22 protein-coding genes are annotated in these 17,017 nt (G+C 36.6%); 17 read left to right on the forward strand and 5 right to left on the reverse strand.

Going from position 1 to position 17,017, the window contains the following annotated elements:
• Positions 1–37 precede the first annotated feature (37 nt).
• On the forward strand, positions 38–520 hold the full coding sequence (gene greA, locus ACQRDX_RS02805) for a transcription elongation factor GreA (protein WP_354369512.1): 483 nt from the start codon (positions 38–40) through the stop codon (positions 518–520).
• 324 nt (positions 521–844) lie between these two features.
• Here greA and ACQRDX_RS02810 read toward each other — a convergent pair whose 3' ends face one another.
• Genes ACQRDX_RS02810 through ACQRDX_RS02820 form a run of 3 tightly spaced genes read right to left on the reverse strand, consistent with a single transcriptional unit; the run spans position 845 to position 2,830 of the window.
• A complete protein-coding gene (locus tag ACQRDX_RS02810; protein ID WP_354369514.1) occupies positions 845–1,534 on the reverse strand; it encodes a Bax inhibitor-1/YccA family protein in 690 nt (229 codons plus the stop codon).
• A gap of 18 nt (positions 1,535–1,552) precedes the next feature.
• Positions 1,553–2,053: an HD domain-containing protein gene (locus ACQRDX_RS02815; RefSeq protein WP_354369516.1), complete on the reverse strand. Its 501-nt coding sequence runs from the start codon at positions 2,051–2,053 to the stop codon at positions 1,553–1,555.
• A 36-nt stretch (positions 2,054–2,089) separates the two neighbouring features.
• The gene (locus ACQRDX_RS02820; protein WP_354369517.1) at positions 2,090–2,830 is read right to left on the reverse strand and encodes a TrmH family RNA methyltransferase; all 741 of its coding nucleotides are present in this window, start codon (positions 2,828–2,830) and stop codon (positions 2,090–2,092) included.
• Positions 2,831–2,865: 35 nt separating this feature from the next.
• On the opposite strand from ACQRDX_RS02820, the gene ACQRDX_RS02825 reads away from it, so the two are divergent.
• From ACQRDX_RS02825 to yidD, 14 genes are all read left to right on the forward strand, one after another.
• Positions 2,866–3,144, forward strand: a complete 279-nt coding sequence (locus ACQRDX_RS02825; protein WP_354369518.1) for an acylphosphatase — start codon at positions 2,866–2,868, stop codon at positions 3,142–3,144.
• 85 nt (positions 3,145–3,229) lie between these two features.
• Positions 3,230–4,141 carry a membrane protein insertase YidC gene (gene yidC / locus ACQRDX_RS02830; RefSeq protein ID WP_427894259.1) on the forward strand — a complete coding sequence of 304 codons (912 nt, stop codon included), beginning with the start codon at positions 3,230–3,232 and terminating at the stop codon, positions 4,139–4,141.
• A 216-nt stretch (positions 4,142–4,357) separates the two neighbouring features.
• Positions 4,358–5,122 (forward strand): CPBP family intramembrane glutamic endopeptidase, encoded by a 765-nt coding sequence (locus ACQRDX_RS02835; RefSeq protein WP_427894257.1) that lies wholly within the window; start codon positions 4,358–4,360, stop codon positions 5,120–5,122.
• A 127-nt stretch (positions 5,123–5,249) separates the two neighbouring features.
• Complete coding sequence (locus ACQRDX_RS02840) at positions 5,250–6,491, forward strand: diaminopimelate decarboxylase (RefSeq protein ID WP_427894255.1); 1,242 nt, start codon at positions 5,250–5,252, stop codon at positions 6,489–6,491.
• A 151-nt stretch (positions 6,492–6,642) separates the two neighbouring features.
• Entirely contained in the window at positions 6,643–6,891 is a 249-nt protein-coding gene (locus ACQRDX_RS02845) for a YneF family protein (protein ID WP_321058534.1), read from the forward strand.
• Between the two features lie 52 nt (positions 6,892–6,943).
• Complete coding sequence (racE, locus tag ACQRDX_RS02850; RefSeq protein WP_354369525.1) at positions 6,944–7,738, forward strand: glutamate racemase; 795 nt, start codon at positions 6,944–6,946, stop codon at positions 7,736–7,738.
• Positions 7,735–8,712, forward strand: coding sequence for a nucleoside-triphosphate diphosphatase (locus ACQRDX_RS02855; protein ID WP_427894253.1), 978 nt, complete (start codon positions 7,735–7,737; stop codon positions 8,710–8,712). Before racE ends, ACQRDX_RS02855 begins: the two co-directional genes overlap by 4 nt.
• Entirely contained in the window at positions 8,694–9,215 is a 522-nt protein-coding gene (locus tag ACQRDX_RS02860) for a metallophosphoesterase (RefSeq protein ID WP_354369529.1), read from the forward strand. The genes ACQRDX_RS02855 and ACQRDX_RS02860 overlap by 19 nt, the downstream gene beginning before the upstream one ends.
• Positions 9,212–9,673 (forward strand): cyclic-di-AMP-binding protein CbpB, encoded by a 462-nt coding sequence (cbpB, locus tag ACQRDX_RS02865; RefSeq protein WP_427894250.1) that lies wholly within the window; start codon positions 9,212–9,214, stop codon positions 9,671–9,673. The genes ACQRDX_RS02860 and cbpB overlap by 4 nt, the downstream gene beginning before the upstream one ends.
• A gap of 97 nt (positions 9,674–9,770) precedes the next feature.
• Positions 9,771–10,511 (forward strand): site-specific tyrosine recombinase XerD, encoded by a 741-nt coding sequence (xerD, locus tag ACQRDX_RS02870; RefSeq protein WP_354369531.1) that lies wholly within the window; start codon positions 9,771–9,773, stop codon positions 10,509–10,511.
• A gap of 1 nt (position 10,512) precedes the next feature.
• Positions 10,513–11,220: a segregation/condensation protein A gene (locus ACQRDX_RS02875; RefSeq protein WP_427894248.1), complete on the forward strand. Its 708-nt coding sequence runs from the start codon at positions 10,513–10,515 to the stop codon at positions 11,218–11,220.
• Entirely contained in the window at positions 11,217–11,789 is a 573-nt protein-coding gene (scpB, locus tag ACQRDX_RS02880) for an SMC-Scp complex subunit ScpB (protein WP_427894246.1), read from the forward strand. The genes ACQRDX_RS02875 and scpB overlap by 4 nt, the downstream gene beginning before the upstream one ends.
• Positions 11,779–12,504 (forward strand): pseudouridine synthase, encoded by a 726-nt coding sequence (locus tag ACQRDX_RS02885; protein ID WP_427894244.1) that lies wholly within the window; start codon positions 11,779–11,781, stop codon positions 12,502–12,504. The genes scpB and ACQRDX_RS02885 overlap by 11 nt, the downstream gene beginning before the upstream one ends.
• Complete coding sequence (yidD, locus tag ACQRDX_RS02890) at positions 12,501–12,740, forward strand: membrane protein insertion efficiency factor YidD (RefSeq protein ID WP_354369539.1); 240 nt, start codon at positions 12,501–12,503, stop codon at positions 12,738–12,740. The genes ACQRDX_RS02885 and yidD overlap by 4 nt, the downstream gene beginning before the upstream one ends.
• Before the next feature lie 80 nt (positions 12,741–12,820).
• On the opposite strand, the gene ACQRDX_RS02895 is transcribed toward yidD, so the two are convergent.
• On the reverse strand, positions 12,821–14,260 hold the full coding sequence (locus ACQRDX_RS02895; RefSeq protein ID WP_427894242.1) for a TrkH family potassium uptake protein: 1,440 nt from the start codon (positions 14,258–14,260) through the stop codon (positions 12,821–12,823).
• A 5-nt stretch (positions 14,261–14,265) separates the two neighbouring features.
• Positions 14,266–15,615, reverse strand: a complete 1,350-nt coding sequence (gene trkA, locus ACQRDX_RS02900; RefSeq protein ID WP_427894240.1) for a Trk system potassium transporter TrkA — start codon at positions 15,613–15,615, stop codon at positions 14,266–14,268.
• A gap of 306 nt (positions 15,616–15,921) precedes the next feature.
• Between trkA and ACQRDX_RS02905 the strand changes: the two genes are divergently transcribed.
• Both ACQRDX_RS02905 and gloA read left to right on the forward strand, forming a co-directional pair.
• The gene (locus ACQRDX_RS02905; RefSeq protein ID WP_427894238.1) at positions 15,922–16,443 is read left to right on the forward strand and encodes a tRNA (cytidine(34)-2'-O)-methyltransferase; all 522 of its coding nucleotides are present in this window, start codon (positions 15,922–15,924) and stop codon (positions 16,441–16,443) included.
• Between the two features lie 65 nt (positions 16,444–16,508).
• On the forward strand, positions 16,509–16,892 hold the full coding sequence (gene gloA, locus ACQRDX_RS02910) for a lactoylglutathione lyase (protein WP_427894236.1): 384 nt from the start codon (positions 16,509–16,511) through the stop codon (positions 16,890–16,892).
• The last annotated feature ends 125 nt before the right edge of the window (positions 16,893–17,017 follow it).

The raw sequence follows: 17,017 nt of genomic DNA on the forward strand, positions 1-17,017 counted from the left end.
TTTAAAGAAAAACAAAAAAAGAAAGAAGAGAAATAAAATGGCAGAAAAAACATATCCAATGACTTTAGCAGAAAAAGAACAGTTAGAACAAGAACTTGAAGAGTTAAAACTTGTTCGTCGTCCTGAAGTTGTTGAGCGCATCAAAATTGCCCGTTCATATGGCGACCTATCTGAAAATAGTGAGTACGATGCTGCTAAAGATGAGCAAGCTTTTGTTGAAGGTCAAATTTCAACGATTGAAACCAAACTTCGTAACGCTGAGATTATCAATAGTGATGCTGTAGCTAAAGATGAAGTAGCGATTGGAAAGACAGTAACAGTCAAAGAAGTCGGTACAAATGATACAGATGTTTATTCTATTGTTGGAGCTGCAGGAGCGGATGTTTTTGCAGGGAAAATTTCCAATGAAAGTCCTTTAGCGCATGCTTTAATTGGGAAAAAAACTGGAGATAAAGTTGAAATCGACTCACCAGCTGGAAGCTATGAAGTAGAAATCATCAAAGTAGAGAAAACACTTTAATACTATTCTATTGCTAAAAAATATTATAAAGGGAGTGGGAAAGCTCCCAACAAATAAGAAAAAGGTTCGTTAATCACAAATCTCTCACTAAGTTTATACACCTGGTGAGAGATTTGTGGTTATTTTCATCATTCTGTGGGTGAGGGCCTAGCCATCATGGATGTCTACGTCCAGTCTCTTTATTAGTATAAGTGTTCACCCACTACTAAGCTAATTAAAGTAGTAAAGGAAGTCAGTTAAAAAATAGATAGTAAAAACCTGCTAAAAATAAGTTAGCAGGTTTTTACTATTGTTTAAAGAGCTAAGAGAAGATAATAGACTGTTTTAGTCATTTCTTCCTAGAATGCGTAAAAGGTTTAGGAAAAGATTGATAAAATCAAGATAGAGGCTTAACGCCATAGAAATAGCCCAACCGTCTTGAACACGTCCACCAGTTTGATAATAGACATTTTTAATCATCTGGTTATCATAGGCAATAAGTCCTGAAAAAATCACAACGGAAATAATACTGATCATGAAACTCATTCCAGAACTTCCTAAGAAGATATTAACCAGACTAGCTAAAACAATCCCAATCAAGGCTGCCATTAAGGCCTTCCGCATTCCTGATAGATCCTTGTTTGTCACACGTCCAATCAGAGCCATCACAAAAAATAGAAGAGCAGAAGATAAGAAGGCGGAAAGAACGGTTGCTCCTGTATATTGTGCGATAATAAAGCTAAGTGTGAACCCATTTAAAGCTGAGTAAGTTAAAAAGATAGGTAAAGCTGCAGGGCTGTTTTTTCGTGCAGAACTTGAAGCGACAAAGACAAGTGCTAGCTCGATAAAACCTGCTGCCATATATAACCAAGGAGCATTGGTCATGATGGCTACCATATTATCTCTAAAAACGGTTGTCATCAGAGCTGCTACTAGGGCTGATAAGCCGATCCCCATACCAACTAGGCTATAAATTTTTGTAAAGAAGCTGGCTAAACCAGAGTCTGTTTGCGTGTAAACGGTTTGTTGATTCATATATTCTCCTTTGATATGTTAATGATGGTGACTACCTAAAAATTTTCTGCTAAAACGTCGTGCTCTCGGCCATACTTTTTTTAAAGGACGCATAGCCTCACGCACTGCCCAATACTTATCGACAAAAGTGACGATATACCCTTCTTTGTAACGTGGCGGTGCAATAGTAGCTCCCCACATGTGTTTTAAGATAATATCTTCTTCTTTTTTGTTTAGGGTTGTGATTTTATTAGCATTTCTAACAGCAATACGAGGATGAGTCCAAGCATGTCCTTTTTTAAACTTTGTGGTACGCCAATCGTAGTAAAACATGTCGTGTAACAGTCCGCCACGGGCAGTACTTTTTGCATCCCAGCCAAAACGTTTAGCTAATTTGTAGCTAGTGTAGCTAACATTTATCGAATGCTCTAGGCGATTAGAATGGTGATGTTGAACAATTTCTTCTAATCGTTGAACACGAGGATGTTGGATGAGATGGCCAACATGTTCCATATATTCTTTATCTTTGTAGGCTTTCATAATTTTTCACCTCTTGATTTATTATAGCACAAAAGCTTAAACAAGACTAAAAATCACTATTCCTGCAGCAACGGCAACATTTAAACTTTCTGCCTGACCAGGCATAGTAATATGGATAAGATGATCGGCCTGCTCTGCCATTTTTTTAGAAATACCACTGCCTTCATTTCCCATGACAAGAGCAAAAGAAGATGGTGCTTGAATTGCTTTATAATCAACGGATTGTGGTGCTAAAGTAGTGGCTAGAATGCAGATATGATCTTCCTGCAACTGTTTGATGATCTTAAAGATATCTTGTCGGTAGATAGGAAGATGGAAATGGGATCCTTGCATGGCACGAAGTGTTTTGGCATTATAAAGATCAGCTGTTTTTTCTGATAAAAATATGGCATCAAATCCTGCTGCATCAGCTGTTCGGATGATGGTTCCCACATTTCCAGGATCTTGAACATCTTCAAGAATCAAAAATTTACCTTTAAGCTGTTGAGGAAAGTCTAGATTAGGATATGCAATTTCTGCTACGACCCCTTGGGGTGTAGCAGTATCTGAGAGTTCTTTTAAGACGTCATTTGTCACTAAATGAACCTGATCAAAGTGAGTGACACGATCAGCATACAACTCAAGAGTAAAGAGATTTAAAATCTCTGCTCCATATTTTTGAGCTTCTTCAAGTAAATGCCATCCTTCAATGAGGTAAGAATGTTTTCGATGTTTTTTTTGCAATAATTTTTTAGTCTTTTTGATTAAATTATTGGATTTTGAGGTTATAATAGTCATATAGCTATTATAACCAATTTGAGGAGGGAAAGACAATGAAAAAAGTTCGTATTTTAGTTTCTGGTCGTGTTCAGGGGGTTGGTTTTCGCTATTCGACTTATGCCTTAGCTATCGAGTTAGGTGATATTTATGGTCGTGTTTGGAACAATGATGATGGTACAGTTGAAATTCTTGCTCAATCAGACGATAGTCATAAAATGGCTAAGTTTATTCAAGAAATTCGTAAAGGGCCATCACGTTTAGCAAAAGTGGACTATTGTGATGTGCAAATGGCTGCTTTTTCCAATTATAGTGATTTTAGGATGGCTAACTAAAAAATCAGTCTCTAGAAGTATTGAGTATTTTTCAAAAAAACGTTAAAATAAGTAGATATTATCTATTTAGAAGGAATGATTACCATTGAAAAAGAAACTTAATCGCGTCCTTTTTTCAGGACTATCCTTGTCTTTACTTCTTTTTTTGTCAGGCTGTGTCCAACAAAAAAATGGAAAACCAACTGGTGAAGGCTGGGTTTATAAACTTTTAGTGGAGCCTATGGGCCATGCTATTAAATACTTTGCCAATGATTTGGGCTTAGGGTTTGGTTTGGCTATTATTATCGTGACCATTATTGTCCGATTTGTGATTCTCCCACTTGGTCTCCAACAATCTTGGAAGGCTGCTTATCAGTCTGAAAAAATGGCATTTTTAAAACCTGTTTTTGGTCCCATCCAAGAACGCATGAAAAATGCTGAGACACAAGAAGAGAAATTAGCTGCGCAGACTGAATTTATGACAGCTCAACGAGAATATGGTGTGAGTCCTTTTGGTGGCATTGGCTGCTTACCGATCCTTATTCAGATGCCGTTTTTCTCAGCTCTATTTTATGCAGCTCGTTTTACTGAGGGTGTTGCAGAGAGTACTTTTCTTGGAATCGACTTAGGAAATCCAAGTTGGACTTTAACACTTAGCACAGCAGTCCTTTACTTTGTTCAATCATGGCTTTCGATGGTCGGTGCTCCTGAGGAGCAAAGACAGCAAATGCGTTCTATGATGTTCATGATGCCTTTGATGATGGTCTTCATGTCAATGAACCTTCCTGCAGGAGTGGGGCTATACTGGTTGGTCGGAGGTTTCTTCTCGATTTTCCAACAATTGATTACAATGTATGTGCTTAAGCCACGATTACGTCAAAAAGTTGCCAAAGAGTTTGAAGAAAATCCTCCAAAAGCTGTTCAATCTCATACACGCAAGGATGTCACGCCACAAGCTCAAAAATCGGTAACTACTAAATCTAAAAGTAACCGCAATGCTGGTAAACAGCGTAAATAAAAATCTGACGCCTTATCTTACGTTGAGAGTAAACAGTCTCTTGCAGATAAGATGGTAGGCCACTTTATGAAGCGCTACAATAAGAAGCTGGGGATTTAACCTAGCTTTTTATGCTTTCCCCCTCTTATATTAAGCTTGTTATAAGCTTTTTAAGATAAGATAGTGATCAGAAAAGGTAATGATTCATTACTAATACTTATTTTTAGGAGGAGACAGGTGAAAAACCTACTGAAACACATTCATCCAGATCAGCCATTAAAAGAGCTCAAATGGTTTGATCTCATTATTTTAACTGCTATTATTTGGGGAAATTCTATTTATACTTCAACGCTTTATTGGATAGCATCCTTTTCAGCAACAGAAGCAGCCGATACAGGAGTCAGCTCGTTTACAGCTTCTGATAACTGGTGGGCACTAGGTAATCAAGCCAAATTGTTAGCTTTAGCCATCCTCTATCTGTTGATTCGTCGTTTTGATTTTAAACAGTTAAAGGTGAAGCTTTCTTGGAATGTGTTGTTATGGGGACCATTGATCTTTTTAGGTGCGGGACTGATCAGTGACTTAACTTTTACGCTCTATTCCTTTATTCCAGGTATCAAATCTGGCTATAACTACTTAAGTTATTTGCCTTATTATGATTGGTCTATTATGACACCTATTAAATACTTTATGTCATTGGATGCCAGTCGTATTATTTATTCTTTATTTAATGGTTTTTACGAAGAGTTTTTCTTCCTAGGTCTTTTGTTGAGTACAAGTCAAAAGAAACGTCCGTGGGTACTTCTATTTTCAACGATTGTTAGAACATCCTTCCACACTTACCAAGGCTTGCCGTCAGCGCTGGTTATTGGTGTTCCATTTGGTTTATTCTATTACTATCTTTATACGAGAAAAAATAACAATTTGACACCGTATTTCTTAGGTCATGCCTTAGCTGACATGGCTGGAACAAGTTTCTTTGCCTTATTTATCGCTTCTTAAGGGCAAGAGATAGTGTTAGATAGATAAGCTAGGGATGTTACCCTAGCTTTTTTTCTTGTTAAAAATCATCTTTTATTCATTCTCATTTTTTGTTATAATACCCTTAATATATTTTTGAGGAGAGCCTATGAAGACACCATTTATCAGTAAAGAAGCTTTAGATAACATTACTGCAGAATACCCAACACCTTTTCATCTTTATGATGAAAAAGGAATTCGTGAGAAAGCACGTGCTTTAAATCAAGCATTTTCATGGAATAAAGGATTTAAAGAATACTTTGCGGTGAAAGCCACTCCAACACCAGCTATTTTAAAAATTCTTCAAGAAGAGAATTGCGGAGTGGATTGTGCGACAGAAGTCGAACTTTTGATGAGCCATAAAATGGGCTTTACGGATATCATGTTTTCTTCAAATGATACTCCAGCTCAAGAATACGTCTATGCTAAAGAGGTTGGGGCGACCATCAATTTAGATGCCTACGAGGATATTGCATTTTTAAAAGAGGTTGCAGGTCTTCCAGAAACAATTTCTTTGCGTTATAATCCAGGAGGGGTTTTTGCCTTAGGAACAGATATTATGGATCATCCAGAAGAATCAAAATTTGGCATGACCAAGGATCAGTTATTACAAGGATTTAAAGAGTTAAAAGAAGCAGGGGTTAAGGAGTTTGGGATCCATTCTTTTTTAGCTTCAAATACCGTTACCAATGATTACTATCCTGTTTTGGCACGCCAGTTATTTGAATTGGCTTTAGAGATTCGTGAAAAAACAGGGGTGACTTTGAGTTTTATTAACCTCTCAGGTGGTATTGGCGTAAATTACCATCCTGATCAAGAGCCAAACGACATTGCTCTTATTGGTGAGGGGGTAAGAAAGGCTTATGAGGAGGTTTTAACACCTGCTGGAATGGGTGATGTGAAAATCTTTACAGAGCTTGGACGTTTTATGTTAGCTCCGCATGGTCTTTTAGTGACAAAGGTCTTGCACCGTAAAGAAACTTATCGAAAATATGTTGGAGTAGATGCCAGTGCTGTCAACCTTCTTCGCCCAGCCATGTATGGTTCTTATCACCAAATTACTAACATGGACAATCCTAATGGCAATGAAAAGGAAGTTGTTGATGTTGTTGGCGGACTTTGTGAAAATAATGATAAATTTGCTGTACAAAGAGAGCTACCTCTAACAAAAATTGGGGATACCTTGGTCATTCATGATGCGGGTGCGCATGGTTTTTCTATGGGGTATCAATATAATGCTAAACTTCGCTCAGCAGAATTACTCTACCAAGAAGATGGAACGATTCGCTTGATTCGTCGTGCTGAAACGCCATCAGATTATTTCGCAACCGTTGAGGGATTTGATTTTTAAGATTGATAAGAAAGATTGAATTTAATTCAATCTTTTTATTTATAAAAGGTCCAATCGTAGAATTATTTAACTTGTAGGACTTCCTCTTTTTTGTCAAATGATCAGAAATTTGCTATAATAGGTGAGTAAAAAAACTAGGAGAAAAAATATGATGCCAGTTTGGATTGCTATTTTATTGATTATTGTTGCTCTTGTTGCAGGTCTTGTTGGGGGAACCTTTATTGCTCGCCGTCAAATGGAAAACTATCTTGAGGAAAATCCACCTCTTAATGCTGATGTGATTCGTACTATGATGAGTCAAATGGGTCAAAAACCTAGCGAAGCTAAGGTGCAACAGGTTGTTCGCCAAATGAACAAACAACAAAAAGCTGCTAAAGAACAAGCTAAAAAGAAAAAATAATTTTTTGAAATAAGACTAGGGAACCCTAGTCTTATTTTAGAAAGAAGATAAAATGGATAATAGACCAATTGGTTTTTTAGATTCAGGTGTTGGAGGCTTGACGGTTGTCCGTGAGTTGATGCGACAACTGCCTCATGAAGAGATTATATATATCGGTGATTCAGCCCGTGCCCCTTATGGCCCTAGACCTGCTGAGCAAATTAAAGCTTATACTTGGGAATTGGTTAATTTTTTATTGACCAAAGATGTTAAAATGATCGTTTTTGCCTGTAATACCGCAACGGCTGTTGCTTGGGAAGAAGTTAAAGAGAAGCTCGATATTCCAGTTTTAGGTGTCATCTTGCCAGGCTCTAGTGCAGCTATTAAATCTACTGTAGGTGGTGAAATAGGTGTTATTGCGACTCCCATGACGATTGAGTCAGATATTTATAAAGAAAAAATTAATCGTTTGGCACCAGAAATGCGTGTTCAAAGTTTAGCTTGCCCTAAATTTGTTCCCATCGTCGAGTCAAATGAGACGCAGACCAGCCTAGCGAAAAAGATAGTTTATGAAACTTTGGCTCCTTTAGTGGGAAAAGTTGATACACTGATTTTAGGTTGTACCCATTATCCTCTACTGCGTTCGATTATTCAAAATGTTATGGGACCACAGGTGAAGTTGATTGATAGCGGTGCAGAATGTGTTCGGGACATCTCAGTTTTATTAAATTATTTTGAAATTAACCGTAGTAGGCAAGGTGATGTGTTGAATCACCAGTTTTATACCACAGCTAGTCCCTTGGCTTTTAAAGAAATTGCGGAGGCTTGGTTAGGGAGAGATATTAGAGTGGAGCATGTAGAATTATGACAGACCAAATTTATAACTATCAAGATGAGAAAAATTATTTTATTGCAAAATTTGATGCCTTTAATGACTTGACTTGTTTTGGTGGAGATGAGACTTATGAGAGTCTCCAAGATGCATTTCATCAGATAACTAAGACCTTAAAAATTGATAACCTTCAAGTCCATGTGGCGATGTTGGGATCTATCTTTAGTTTTTATAGCTTTTTAATTGATACTATCAATCATCAGGAAAATCGTCAGTTAAAATTAGTGCAACATCAAGGTGCGCTTCTAGTGACAGAGGCTAACCAAGTATTAATGGTTCACTTGCCTAAAGAAGGTCTTAGTTTAGAAGAGTTTTTTGGAAAATCCTCAGAAACTAACACTATTGGAGATACTATCTTGATTGCGACACGCAATGAAGGAAAAACAAAAGAGTTCCGTAAGCTATTTGGGAAATTAGGGTTAAAGGTGGAGAACCTTAACGATTACCCTGATTTACCCGAGGTGGCAGAAACTGGTTTGACCTTTGAAGAAAATGCTCGATTAAAAGCAGAAACGATTTCGCAGTTAACGAATAAGATGGTCTTAGCAGATGACTCAGGATTAATGGTTGATGTCTTAGGAGGAATGCCAGGAGTTTGGTCAGCACGTTTTGCGGGTCCAGATGCTACAGATGCTGCGAATAATGCTAAATTATTGCATGAGTTGGCGATGGTTTTTGATATGGAAAATCGAACTGCTCATTTCCATACCACTTTAGTTGTTGCATCACCAAACAAAGAAAGTTTAGTTGTAGAAGCTGACTGGGATGGGTATATTGCAACTATTCCTAAAGGAGAAAATGGTTTTGGTTATGATCCGCTTTTTTTAGTAGGGGAAACTGGAAAAACATCGGCAGAATTATCTGCTGAAGAGAAAAATGAAATATCTCACCGTGGTCAAGCTGTTAAGAAGTTAATGGAGGTCTTTCCATCATGGCAAAATACAGATTAATTGTAATGAGTGATTCTCATGGGGATCGCCAGATTGTTGAAGCCATTCGGGAGAAATATTTAGGAAAAGTCGATGCTATTTTTCACAATGGAGACTCGGAGCTCCCGTCAGATGATGTCATCTGGTCAGGGATAGAAGTTGTTCGTGGAAATTGTGATTATGATAGTGGCTATCCAGAAAATCGAGTGACAAAGTTTCCTGATCTCGTGGTAGCCCAAACACATGGACATTTATATCATATTAATTTTGAGTGGCATCGTTTAGATTTATTTGCACAAGAAGCTGATGCTGATATTTGTTTGTATGGACATTTGCATCGTCCAGCTGCTTGGAAAAACGGAAAAACACTTTTTATCAATCCAGGGAGTGTCTCTCAACCTAGAGGAGAGATTAACGAACGTTTGTATGCTAAGATTGAAATTGATGAAGCTACTATTAAGGTTGATTACTATACTAGAGACCATCAACTCTACTCTGATTTATCAAAGGAATTCTCAAGATGATTGCAAAAGAATTTGAAGACTTTTTGACGGGACAGTTGGACACTTACCTTATCCCTGCAGATCAGTTGGCAATTTTTGTAGATACCCACCACATTGATCATGTGATGCTACTATTGGCAAATAATGGCTATTCTAGAGTCCCTGTGATTACTAATGATAAAAAATATGTTGGGACCATCAGTATGTCTGATATCATGAATTATCGCTATCAGCATGAGTTGGCAGACTGGGAATTGTCACAGACTGATATTGCTTTAGCTGTAAGTGATAAGATTGAAACCATTAATTTAAATGCTAGTTTAACAGAGGTACTGCATAAGCTTGTTGATAATCCCTTTTTACCTGTAGTGACAGACAACAATAGTTTTGTCGGGATTATTACTCGTAAAGCTGTTTTAAAAGCTGTTAATGCTTTATTACATGAATTTACGGATCATTATAGCATTACAAAAAAATAAAAGGCAGTGATGGTGAATGCTTTAATGACCTTTTATAAAAGACGTTTACCCTAATGACAGACGATCACAATAGAAAGATGATTTTGGGAATTGAGTAATGATATTAGATTTAGTAGAAGCTTTTATTGAGGAGAAGAAGTTATCGGCAAATTCTCGACAATCTTATTATTATGATTTGCAACAATTTATGAAAGTTGTAGATGGACAAATAAGAGAGAGTAAGTTACGCTTATACGAAGCTTCTCTAGTGGATTTAAAAGTATCTGCTAAAAAACGGAAAATATCTATAGTCAATCAATTTTTGTATTATCTTTATTCTAAGCAAGCAGTTGAGCATTATTTTCGTTTGGAAAACCGCGAAAAATTAGATAAAGAACCGATACAGGATGCAGTGCTGGATTTGGAGTTTTATTCTGTTCAAACTGACTATCCTAAAGGAAAATTGATTGCCTTGTTAATTTTGGAGTGTGGCTTATCACCAAATGAGTTACTTCAATTGAAAGTAGAAGACATTGATCTTACTTTTCAGGTAATGGCTATTAGTCGTGACGGGCATCATCGTATTATCAAGTTATCTTCTAATTTGGCAGAGTATTTAGAGGATTATCTTTCTTCACAGCTTTATCTTTTTGAGCATCAGGGGAAGGTCTATTCGCGGCAATGGATTTTTAACCAATTGCGCTTTTTCTTGGAAGAGCAAGGTTTATCAGATTTAAATGCTCAAAGATTAAGAGAGCAGTATATCTTATGTCAGAAACAAAAAGGCCTTAATAGTTTGGAGATTGCTAAAACCTTAGGGTTGAAGAGTCAAGTAACACTGGAGAAATATTTTAAGTGATATGGAGATAAAGATAAAAGATTTTGAAGGTCCCTTAGACCTTTTGTTGCATCTTGTGTCAAAATATGAGATGGATATTTATGACGTCCCTATTACTGATGTGATTGAACAGTATCTTGCTTATATTAAGACTTTACAGGCTATGCGTTTAGAAGTGGCTGGAGAATATATGGTAATGGCCAGTCAGCTAATGTTAATTAAAAGTAAAAAACTCTTACCGAAAGTTGCTAGTCAGATAGTAGATGAGGAGGATCTGGAACAAGAATTACTTGAGCAAATTGAGGAGTACAGCCGTTATAAGATAGCCAGTCAATATCTCGGTAAGCAACATGCCAAACGTACCCACTTTTTTTCAAAAGAAAAAACAGAATTAGTCTATGAAGATATTGAATTACTCCCTGATAAGACGGTTATTGATTTGTTTTTAGCTTTCTCTAAAGTGATCTCTGAGCATCAAAGTAAAGGGTCTCAGATGGAGACAACAGTGGCGGCAGAGGATTATAAAATTGAAGATATGATGGTTGAGATTGACACTATTTTAAGCGCCAATAAACAAATCCTTCTTAGCCAGTTATTTAGTAAGCGACAGCATAAGAATGAGTTGATTACATTATTTTTAGCTATTTTAGAATTGATTAAAGTACAATCTTTAAGAATAGAGCAGTCTGAAAATTTTGGGGAAATTCTTTTAATGAAGGAGGAGAGATGAGCAGTCTCGCAAAAATAGAGGCACTTTTATTTATAGCAGGAGAAGAGGGACTAAGTTTACGGCAATTAGCAGAAATGTTAGAGATGCCTCCAACTGGTTTAGTCCAATCTTTAGAAAAATTAAAAGATAAATATAAGGCAGATGAAGAGAGTGCTTTGTGTCTGATTAGTACAGCCAATCAATACCGTTTAGTGACAAAAGAAGACCATGCTGATCTTCTGCGCCAATATGCAAAAACACCAATCAATCAGAGTTTGTCTCGGGCTAGTATGGAGGTTTTATCTATTATTGCTTATAAGCAGCCGATTACACGTATTGAAATAGATCAGATTAGAGGCGTAAATTCAAGTGGTGCAATTGGTAAGTTATTGGCCTTCAATTTGATTGCGGTAGCTGGTCATAAAGAGGTTATTGGTCGTCCAAAGTTATATGAAACAACAGCCTATTTTCTAGATTTTATGGGAATTAATCATATAGAAGAATTACTGGATATTTCAAGCTTAGAAGAGGAAGAAGGCGAAATTAATCTATTTGAGGAAAGAGAGTTAGAGGAAGAAAATGAGAATTAATAAATATATTGCTCATGCTGGTTTATGTAGTCGAAGAAAAGCTGAGTCTTTAATTCAACAAGGTTTGGTAACAATTAATGGAAATGTTGTGACAGAGCTCGCTACTACTGTTAAATCAGGTGATAGAGTAGAAGTTGAAGGAACCCCAATCTATAATGAAGAGAAAGTTTACTACCTCTTAAATAAGCCACGCGGTGTCATTTCTAGCGTATCAGATGAAAAAGGAAGAAAGACTGTAATTGATTTACTACCAGATGTTAAAGAGCGAATCTATCCAGTTGGTCGCTTAGACTGGGATACATCAGGTCTATTAATTCTGACAAATGATGGAGATTTTACAGATAAGATGATCCATCCTAGAAATGAAATTGATAAGGTCTATCTTGCGCGTGTTAAGGGGCTTGCCACTAAGGAAAACCTTCGTCCCTTGGTCAAAGGGATTATGATTGATGGTAAAAAAACCAAGCCAGCCCGTTATACCATTTTAAAGACAGATCGTGAAAAAAATCGCTCAGTCGTGGAATTAGTGATTCATGAAGGGCGCAATCATCAAGTTAAGAAGATGTTTGAGGCTATTGGCTTGCCAGTCGATAAGCTATCACGTACGCGTTTTGGGACTCTAGACTTATCAGGACTTCGACCAGGTGAAGCACGCCGTCTAAACAAAAAAGAAGTTAGTCAACTTCATAATGCAGCGATTACAAAACAAAAATGACATCATTTTTTATTTATTTGGTCAAGTTATATCAAAAGGGGATCTCCCCTTTTTTTCCAGCAACCTGTCGTTTCCAGCCAACTTGTTCCCAGTATATGATCATAGCGATCGAAAAACACGGGCTCAAGGGAATTTTAATGGGAATAGCCCGTATTTTACGTTGTCACCCTCTAACAAAAGCAGGAGAAGATCCTGTACCTGATCATTTTACTTTGAAAAGAACTAGGAAAAGATGATCTCTAGCTAGAGACCTTTAGTATGAAGATTAGAAAAAACACTCCTGTGATGGCAATCTCAGGAGTGTTTTTGTAGGGGATTAGATTTTAGACCAAGTCTTTGGTAAGAATAGCAGGAGAAGAGGATAGATTTCCAATCGTCCAGCAATCATGGCAAAAGAAAGTAATAATTTTGAAAATGGGCTAAAAATCGCAAAGGTTTCATTTGTTCCTAAAAGGGGACCGATATTATTAAATGTACTAGAAGCAGCACTAAGGACAACCATAAAATTGTTATTATCTAGGCTGATAATTAAGACAAGGAAAATGAAAATCATGGTATAGACTGAAAGGTATTTCAAGACACCACTTTGAGTTTCTTTATCTAACACGTTATCATTAATATGTAACGAGTGAACACGGTTTGGAAATAAGCTAGCTAAAATTTGATTTTTAGCTATTTTTGAAAGGATTAAACCACGGATAACCTTAAACCCGCCAGCTGTAGAACCAGCACAGCCACCAATAAACATCAATAGTAATAAAATATATTGTGAAAATAACGGCCATACAGTTAGGTCTGTTATTGGAAAACCAGTAGTTGTAATAACAGTCGATACTTCAAAGAAGATGAGCTCCAGTGCTGTTTTATCAGAGTTGTAAATTCCTCCCGTGTTTAAGAAAATTAATAATGTTGAAGTAGCGACAATCAGCAAGTAAAGTCGCAATTCTTCATCTTTCAAGACGATTTTTATTTTTCTTAGCAATAATAGATAGTAGAGGTTAAAGTTCACACCAAATACTAGGGTACCAATAGCAACAAGCACCGTAATGAGAGAGCTATTGTAGTGAGCGATACCATCATTATAGACCGTGAATCCTCCTGTACCAGCTGAGCCCATGGCTGTGATAAAGCTATCAAATAAAGGCATGCCAGCTAGATATAATATCACAGTAAAGATTGCAAACATCGCTAAATAAATGATATAGAGGATTTGTGCGGTATCTTTTAGCTTGGATACAATTTTTCCAAAAACAGGACCAGGAACCTCTGCCCGCATGACTTCTAAGTGGGCATTTTTTGTGTTGTTCATGATGGCTAAAGCAAAAACCAGTACACCCATTCCTCCAATGAGGTGGGTAAAACTTCGCCAGAAAATCATGGAGTGGCTTAAAACAGAAACATCAGGAAGTATCGTTGCCCCAGTAGTTGTAAATCCAGAACTTGTTTCAAAAAAAGCATCAATCAAGCTAGGAATTTGACCACTAAAAACAAAAGGAAGTGCACCAAAAAAGGACCATAAAATCCAACAGAGAGCAACAATCAAGACTCCCTCCTTGGTATAGATATGATAATTTTTTGGTTTGAAAAGCTGTCCTAATATCCCAAATACTAGAAGTATTCCCATAGTTTTTAAAATAGCAGATATAATAAGAAAATCTTCTTTATAAATCAGCGCGACAATCAAGGGAAGGATAAGCAATACAGCTTCAATAAGCAAGAGTTTTGAAAGCAAGTAGCGAACCATCAATCTATTCATTTACACTACCTCGCTAACAAGTCATAAATATGGGTCACATTTTTTAAGAGTGTGATGACAACGACCTTATCCCCAATTTCCAAACTATCTTCTCCCGTAGGGAAAATAGGTTTTCCTTTACGGATAATGCCTACAATTAAAACATTGTTTCTAAAAGCTATGGAAGAAAGTTTTTTACCGGCCAGTTTATTTTGCTCTCTAACTTCAAATTGTAGGGTTTCTATTCTACCATGAGCTAAGTGGTGCATAGCCTCTAAGCTAGAGTGTTGTGCATTTACACGACCGCGAATAAAGTGCATAATAGAATCGACAGCGATATTTTTAGGCGTTACAATAGTAGAAAATTCTTTGTGCTCAATAATTTCTAAAAGACTTGTTCGATTGACTTTAGTGATGTTTTTTTGAACGCCAATACTTTCTAAGAACATGGAGGCTACAATATTTTCTTCATCAACCCCAGTTAATGTGGCTACAGCATCAAAACCAGCAGCATTTTCTTCTAACAAGACATCTTTTGCGGTACCATCTCCGTGTACAACATGGATTTTAGGAAATTCTTGGCTAAAAAATTCAGCACGATCCAGATGGTGTTCAATGACCTTAACATTAATTTTGGTATTTTTTAAAATATTAAGGAGATAGTAGGAAATTTTTCCAGCCCCAATGAGCATGAGGTTTTTGACAATTTTAGCCTTGACAAAGTTATGGAATAAGACCATTTCAACGCGGTTTCCAGTTACAAAAATTTTGTCTCCCGGTAAAATGGTTTGCTCTCCATCAGGAATGAGAACCTCTTGTCCACGTTCAATGGCACAGACTAGGATATTTCCAAATTTTTTTCGGAACTGATTGAGCGACATTTGACAGAGTTTATTAGATTCAGTAATCTTAAATTCCATCAACATGACACGACCATTCACAAAATGTTCTACGGATTGTGCATTTGGAAAATCAATGGTATTTGCGATATAACGAGCTGTCAGTAATTCTGGATTGATAATAAGTGAGAAACCAAGGAAATTCTGATCTTTGAAATAAGAGTTAGAGTATTCAGGATTTCTAACACGAACCACAGTTTCTTTGGCTCCCATTTTTCTTGCTAAAACGGCCGCTACCATGTTGAGCTCGTCTTTATCTGTGAGAGCAATAAAGATATCACAATCTTGAACATCAGCTTGCTCTAAAATCTTATGGTTGGCCCCATTTCCTAGGATACCGATGATATCATAGCGCTTGGTGATTTTTTTCAAAACGCTTTCTTTTTCTTCGATTAAGATGACATCATGCTTTTCTTCAACAAGTGATCGGCAAAGGGCAGTTCCAACTTTTCCTCCGCCAATAACAATAATTCTCATGTTAAACCTCCAAATGATACCTTTTATCATACTCTTTTTTTGCCAAAAAATCATTAGTTTTTTCTTAATTATAATAAACTGAAATAGTCCTGTAACATTTTTTGATGCCCCCTAAAAATAATGGAAAAAAACGAAAAAATAGGTTGACAATGGTCACATAAGTGATATAATAATCACATGCTATTCGCTGGTTTAAATCAAACCTGTTATGATTTAAGTTAACGAATCATCCCAAACCACGCTGTTTGCTGAGCTAGACTCCGGGCAGCGTGGTTATTTTTATGTAAAAATAACTAGGAGGAATCAATGTCTCAAGTATCTTTTGGTCGTAATCATATTGTTTTATTTGAACCTCAAATTCCACAAAATACAGGAAATATTGCTAGAACCTGTGCGGCTACTAATAGTCCACTACATATCATTAAGCCAATGGCCTTTCCGATTGATGATAAAAAAATGAAACGAGCAGGTTTAGACTATTGGGATAAATTAGATGTTCATTTTTATGATAATATAGAGGAATTTATGGCTTCGTATCAAGGGGAACTTCATCTTATCACTAAATTTGCAGATCAAACTTATTCAGATGCTGATTTGAATAAAGATGGTGACCACTATTTTATGTTTGGACGAGAAGACAAAGGGCTACCAGAGGAGTTTATGCGCCAGCATCCTGAAAAAGCTCTTCGTATTCCAATGAATGATGAACATGTTAGAAGTTTAAATGTTTCAAATACTGCTTGTATGATGGTTTATGAAGCCCTTCGTCAACAAAACTTTGAGGGGTTGGAGTTGAGCCACCGTTATGAGGGAGATAAACTAAAATAAATCCTGATTTTTAAAAAAGTAAAAAACATATGTTATACTGGTATTAGTTAAAGGAGGATCAGATAATGGCAAGTAAAAAAATGTTGCACGCTTGTTTACGTGTAGAAAATCTTGAAGCATCTCAAAAATTTTATGAGGAAGCATTTGGCTTTAAGGAAACACGTCGTAAAGACTATCCAGAGCATCAGTTTACCTTGGTTTATCTCGCTTTAGAGGGAGATTCTTTTGAAATTGAGCTAACTTATAACTATAATCATGGTCCATATACTGTTGGAGATGGTTTTTCTCATCTTGCATTATCTTCTGATGATTTAGAGGCTGATAATGCCAAACATAAGGCTTTAGGGTATCCCACAACAGATATCAGTGGTCTTCCGGGAAATCCAGGACATTATTATTTTGTTACTGACCCTGATGGTTATCGTGTAGAAGTCATTCGTGAAGATTAAGAACTTGTAAGTGAGAGGCTATCACTACAAATAGCTTTCCTATATTTCCCTTGCACTTTAAAAGTTAGTGAGATGTCCTAACTTTTAAAGTGCTTTTTTACTGATTTTTAGTTTAAAAATATAGC

The organism is Streptococcus sp. SGI.013 (assembly GCF_050315295.1).
GTDB lineage: Bacteria > Bacillota > Bacilli > Lactobacillales > Streptococcaceae > Streptococcus > Streptococcus porcorum.

Coding starts and splice junctions, on each gene's coding strand:
- greA (WP_354369512.1), top strand. CDS start 38: ATGGCAGAAAAAACATATCCAATGACTTTAGCAGAAAAAGAACAGTTA.
- ACQRDX_RS02810 (WP_354369514.1), bottom strand. CDS start 1,534: ATGAATCAACAAACCGTTTACACGCAAACAGACTCTGGTTTAGCCAGC.
- ACQRDX_RS02815 (WP_354369516.1), bottom strand. CDS start 2,053: ATGAAAGCCTACAAAGATAAAGAATATATGGAACATGTTGGCCATCTC.
- ACQRDX_RS02820 (WP_354369517.1), bottom strand. CDS start 2,830: ATGACTATTATAACCTCAAAATCCAATAATTTAATCAAAAAGACTAAA.
- ACQRDX_RS02825 (WP_354369518.1), top strand. CDS start 2,866: ATGAAAAAAGTTCGTATTTTAGTTTCTGGTCGTGTTCAGGGGGTTGGT.
- ACQRDX_RS02840 (WP_427894255.1), top strand. CDS start 5,250: ATGAAGACACCATTTATCAGTAAAGAAGCTTTAGATAACATTACTGCA.
- ACQRDX_RS02845 (WP_321058534.1), top strand. CDS start 6,643: ATGCCAGTTTGGATTGCTATTTTATTGATTATTGTTGCTCTTGTTGCA.
- racE (WP_354369525.1), top strand. CDS start 6,944: ATGGATAATAGACCAATTGGTTTTTTAGATTCAGGTGTTGGAGGCTTG.
- ACQRDX_RS02855 (WP_427894253.1), top strand. CDS start 7,735: ATGACAGACCAAATTTATAACTATCAAGATGAGAAAAATTATTTTATT.
- ACQRDX_RS02860 (WP_354369529.1), top strand. CDS start 8,694: ATGGCAAAATACAGATTAATTGTAATGAGTGATTCTCATGGGGATCGC.
- cbpB (WP_427894250.1), top strand. CDS start 9,212: ATGATTGCAAAAGAATTTGAAGACTTTTTGACGGGACAGTTGGACACT.
- xerD (WP_354369531.1), top strand. CDS start 9,771: ATGATATTAGATTTAGTAGAAGCTTTTATTGAGGAGAAGAAGTTATCG.
- ACQRDX_RS02875 (WP_427894248.1), top strand. CDS start 10,513: ATGGAGATAAAGATAAAAGATTTTGAAGGTCCCTTAGACCTTTTGTTG.
- scpB (WP_427894246.1), top strand. CDS start 11,217: ATGAGCAGTCTCGCAAAAATAGAGGCACTTTTATTTATAGCAGGAGAA.
- ACQRDX_RS02885 (WP_427894244.1), top strand. CDS start 11,779: ATGAGAATTAATAAATATATTGCTCATGCTGGTTTATGTAGTCGAAGA.
- yidD (WP_354369539.1), top strand. CDS start 12,501: ATGACATCATTTTTTATTTATTTGGTCAAGTTATATCAAAAGGGGATC.
- ACQRDX_RS02895 (WP_427894242.1), bottom strand. CDS start 14,260: ATGAATAGATTGATGGTTCGCTACTTGCTTTCAAAACTCTTGCTTATT.
- trkA (WP_427894240.1), bottom strand. CDS start 15,615: ATGAGAATTATTGTTATTGGCGGAGGAAAAGTTGGAACTGCCCTTTGC.
- ACQRDX_RS02905 (WP_427894238.1), top strand. CDS start 15,922: ATGTCTCAAGTATCTTTTGGTCGTAATCATATTGTTTTATTTGAACCT.
- gloA (WP_427894236.1), top strand. CDS start 16,509: ATGGCAAGTAAAAAAATGTTGCACGCTTGTTTACGTGTAGAAAATCTT.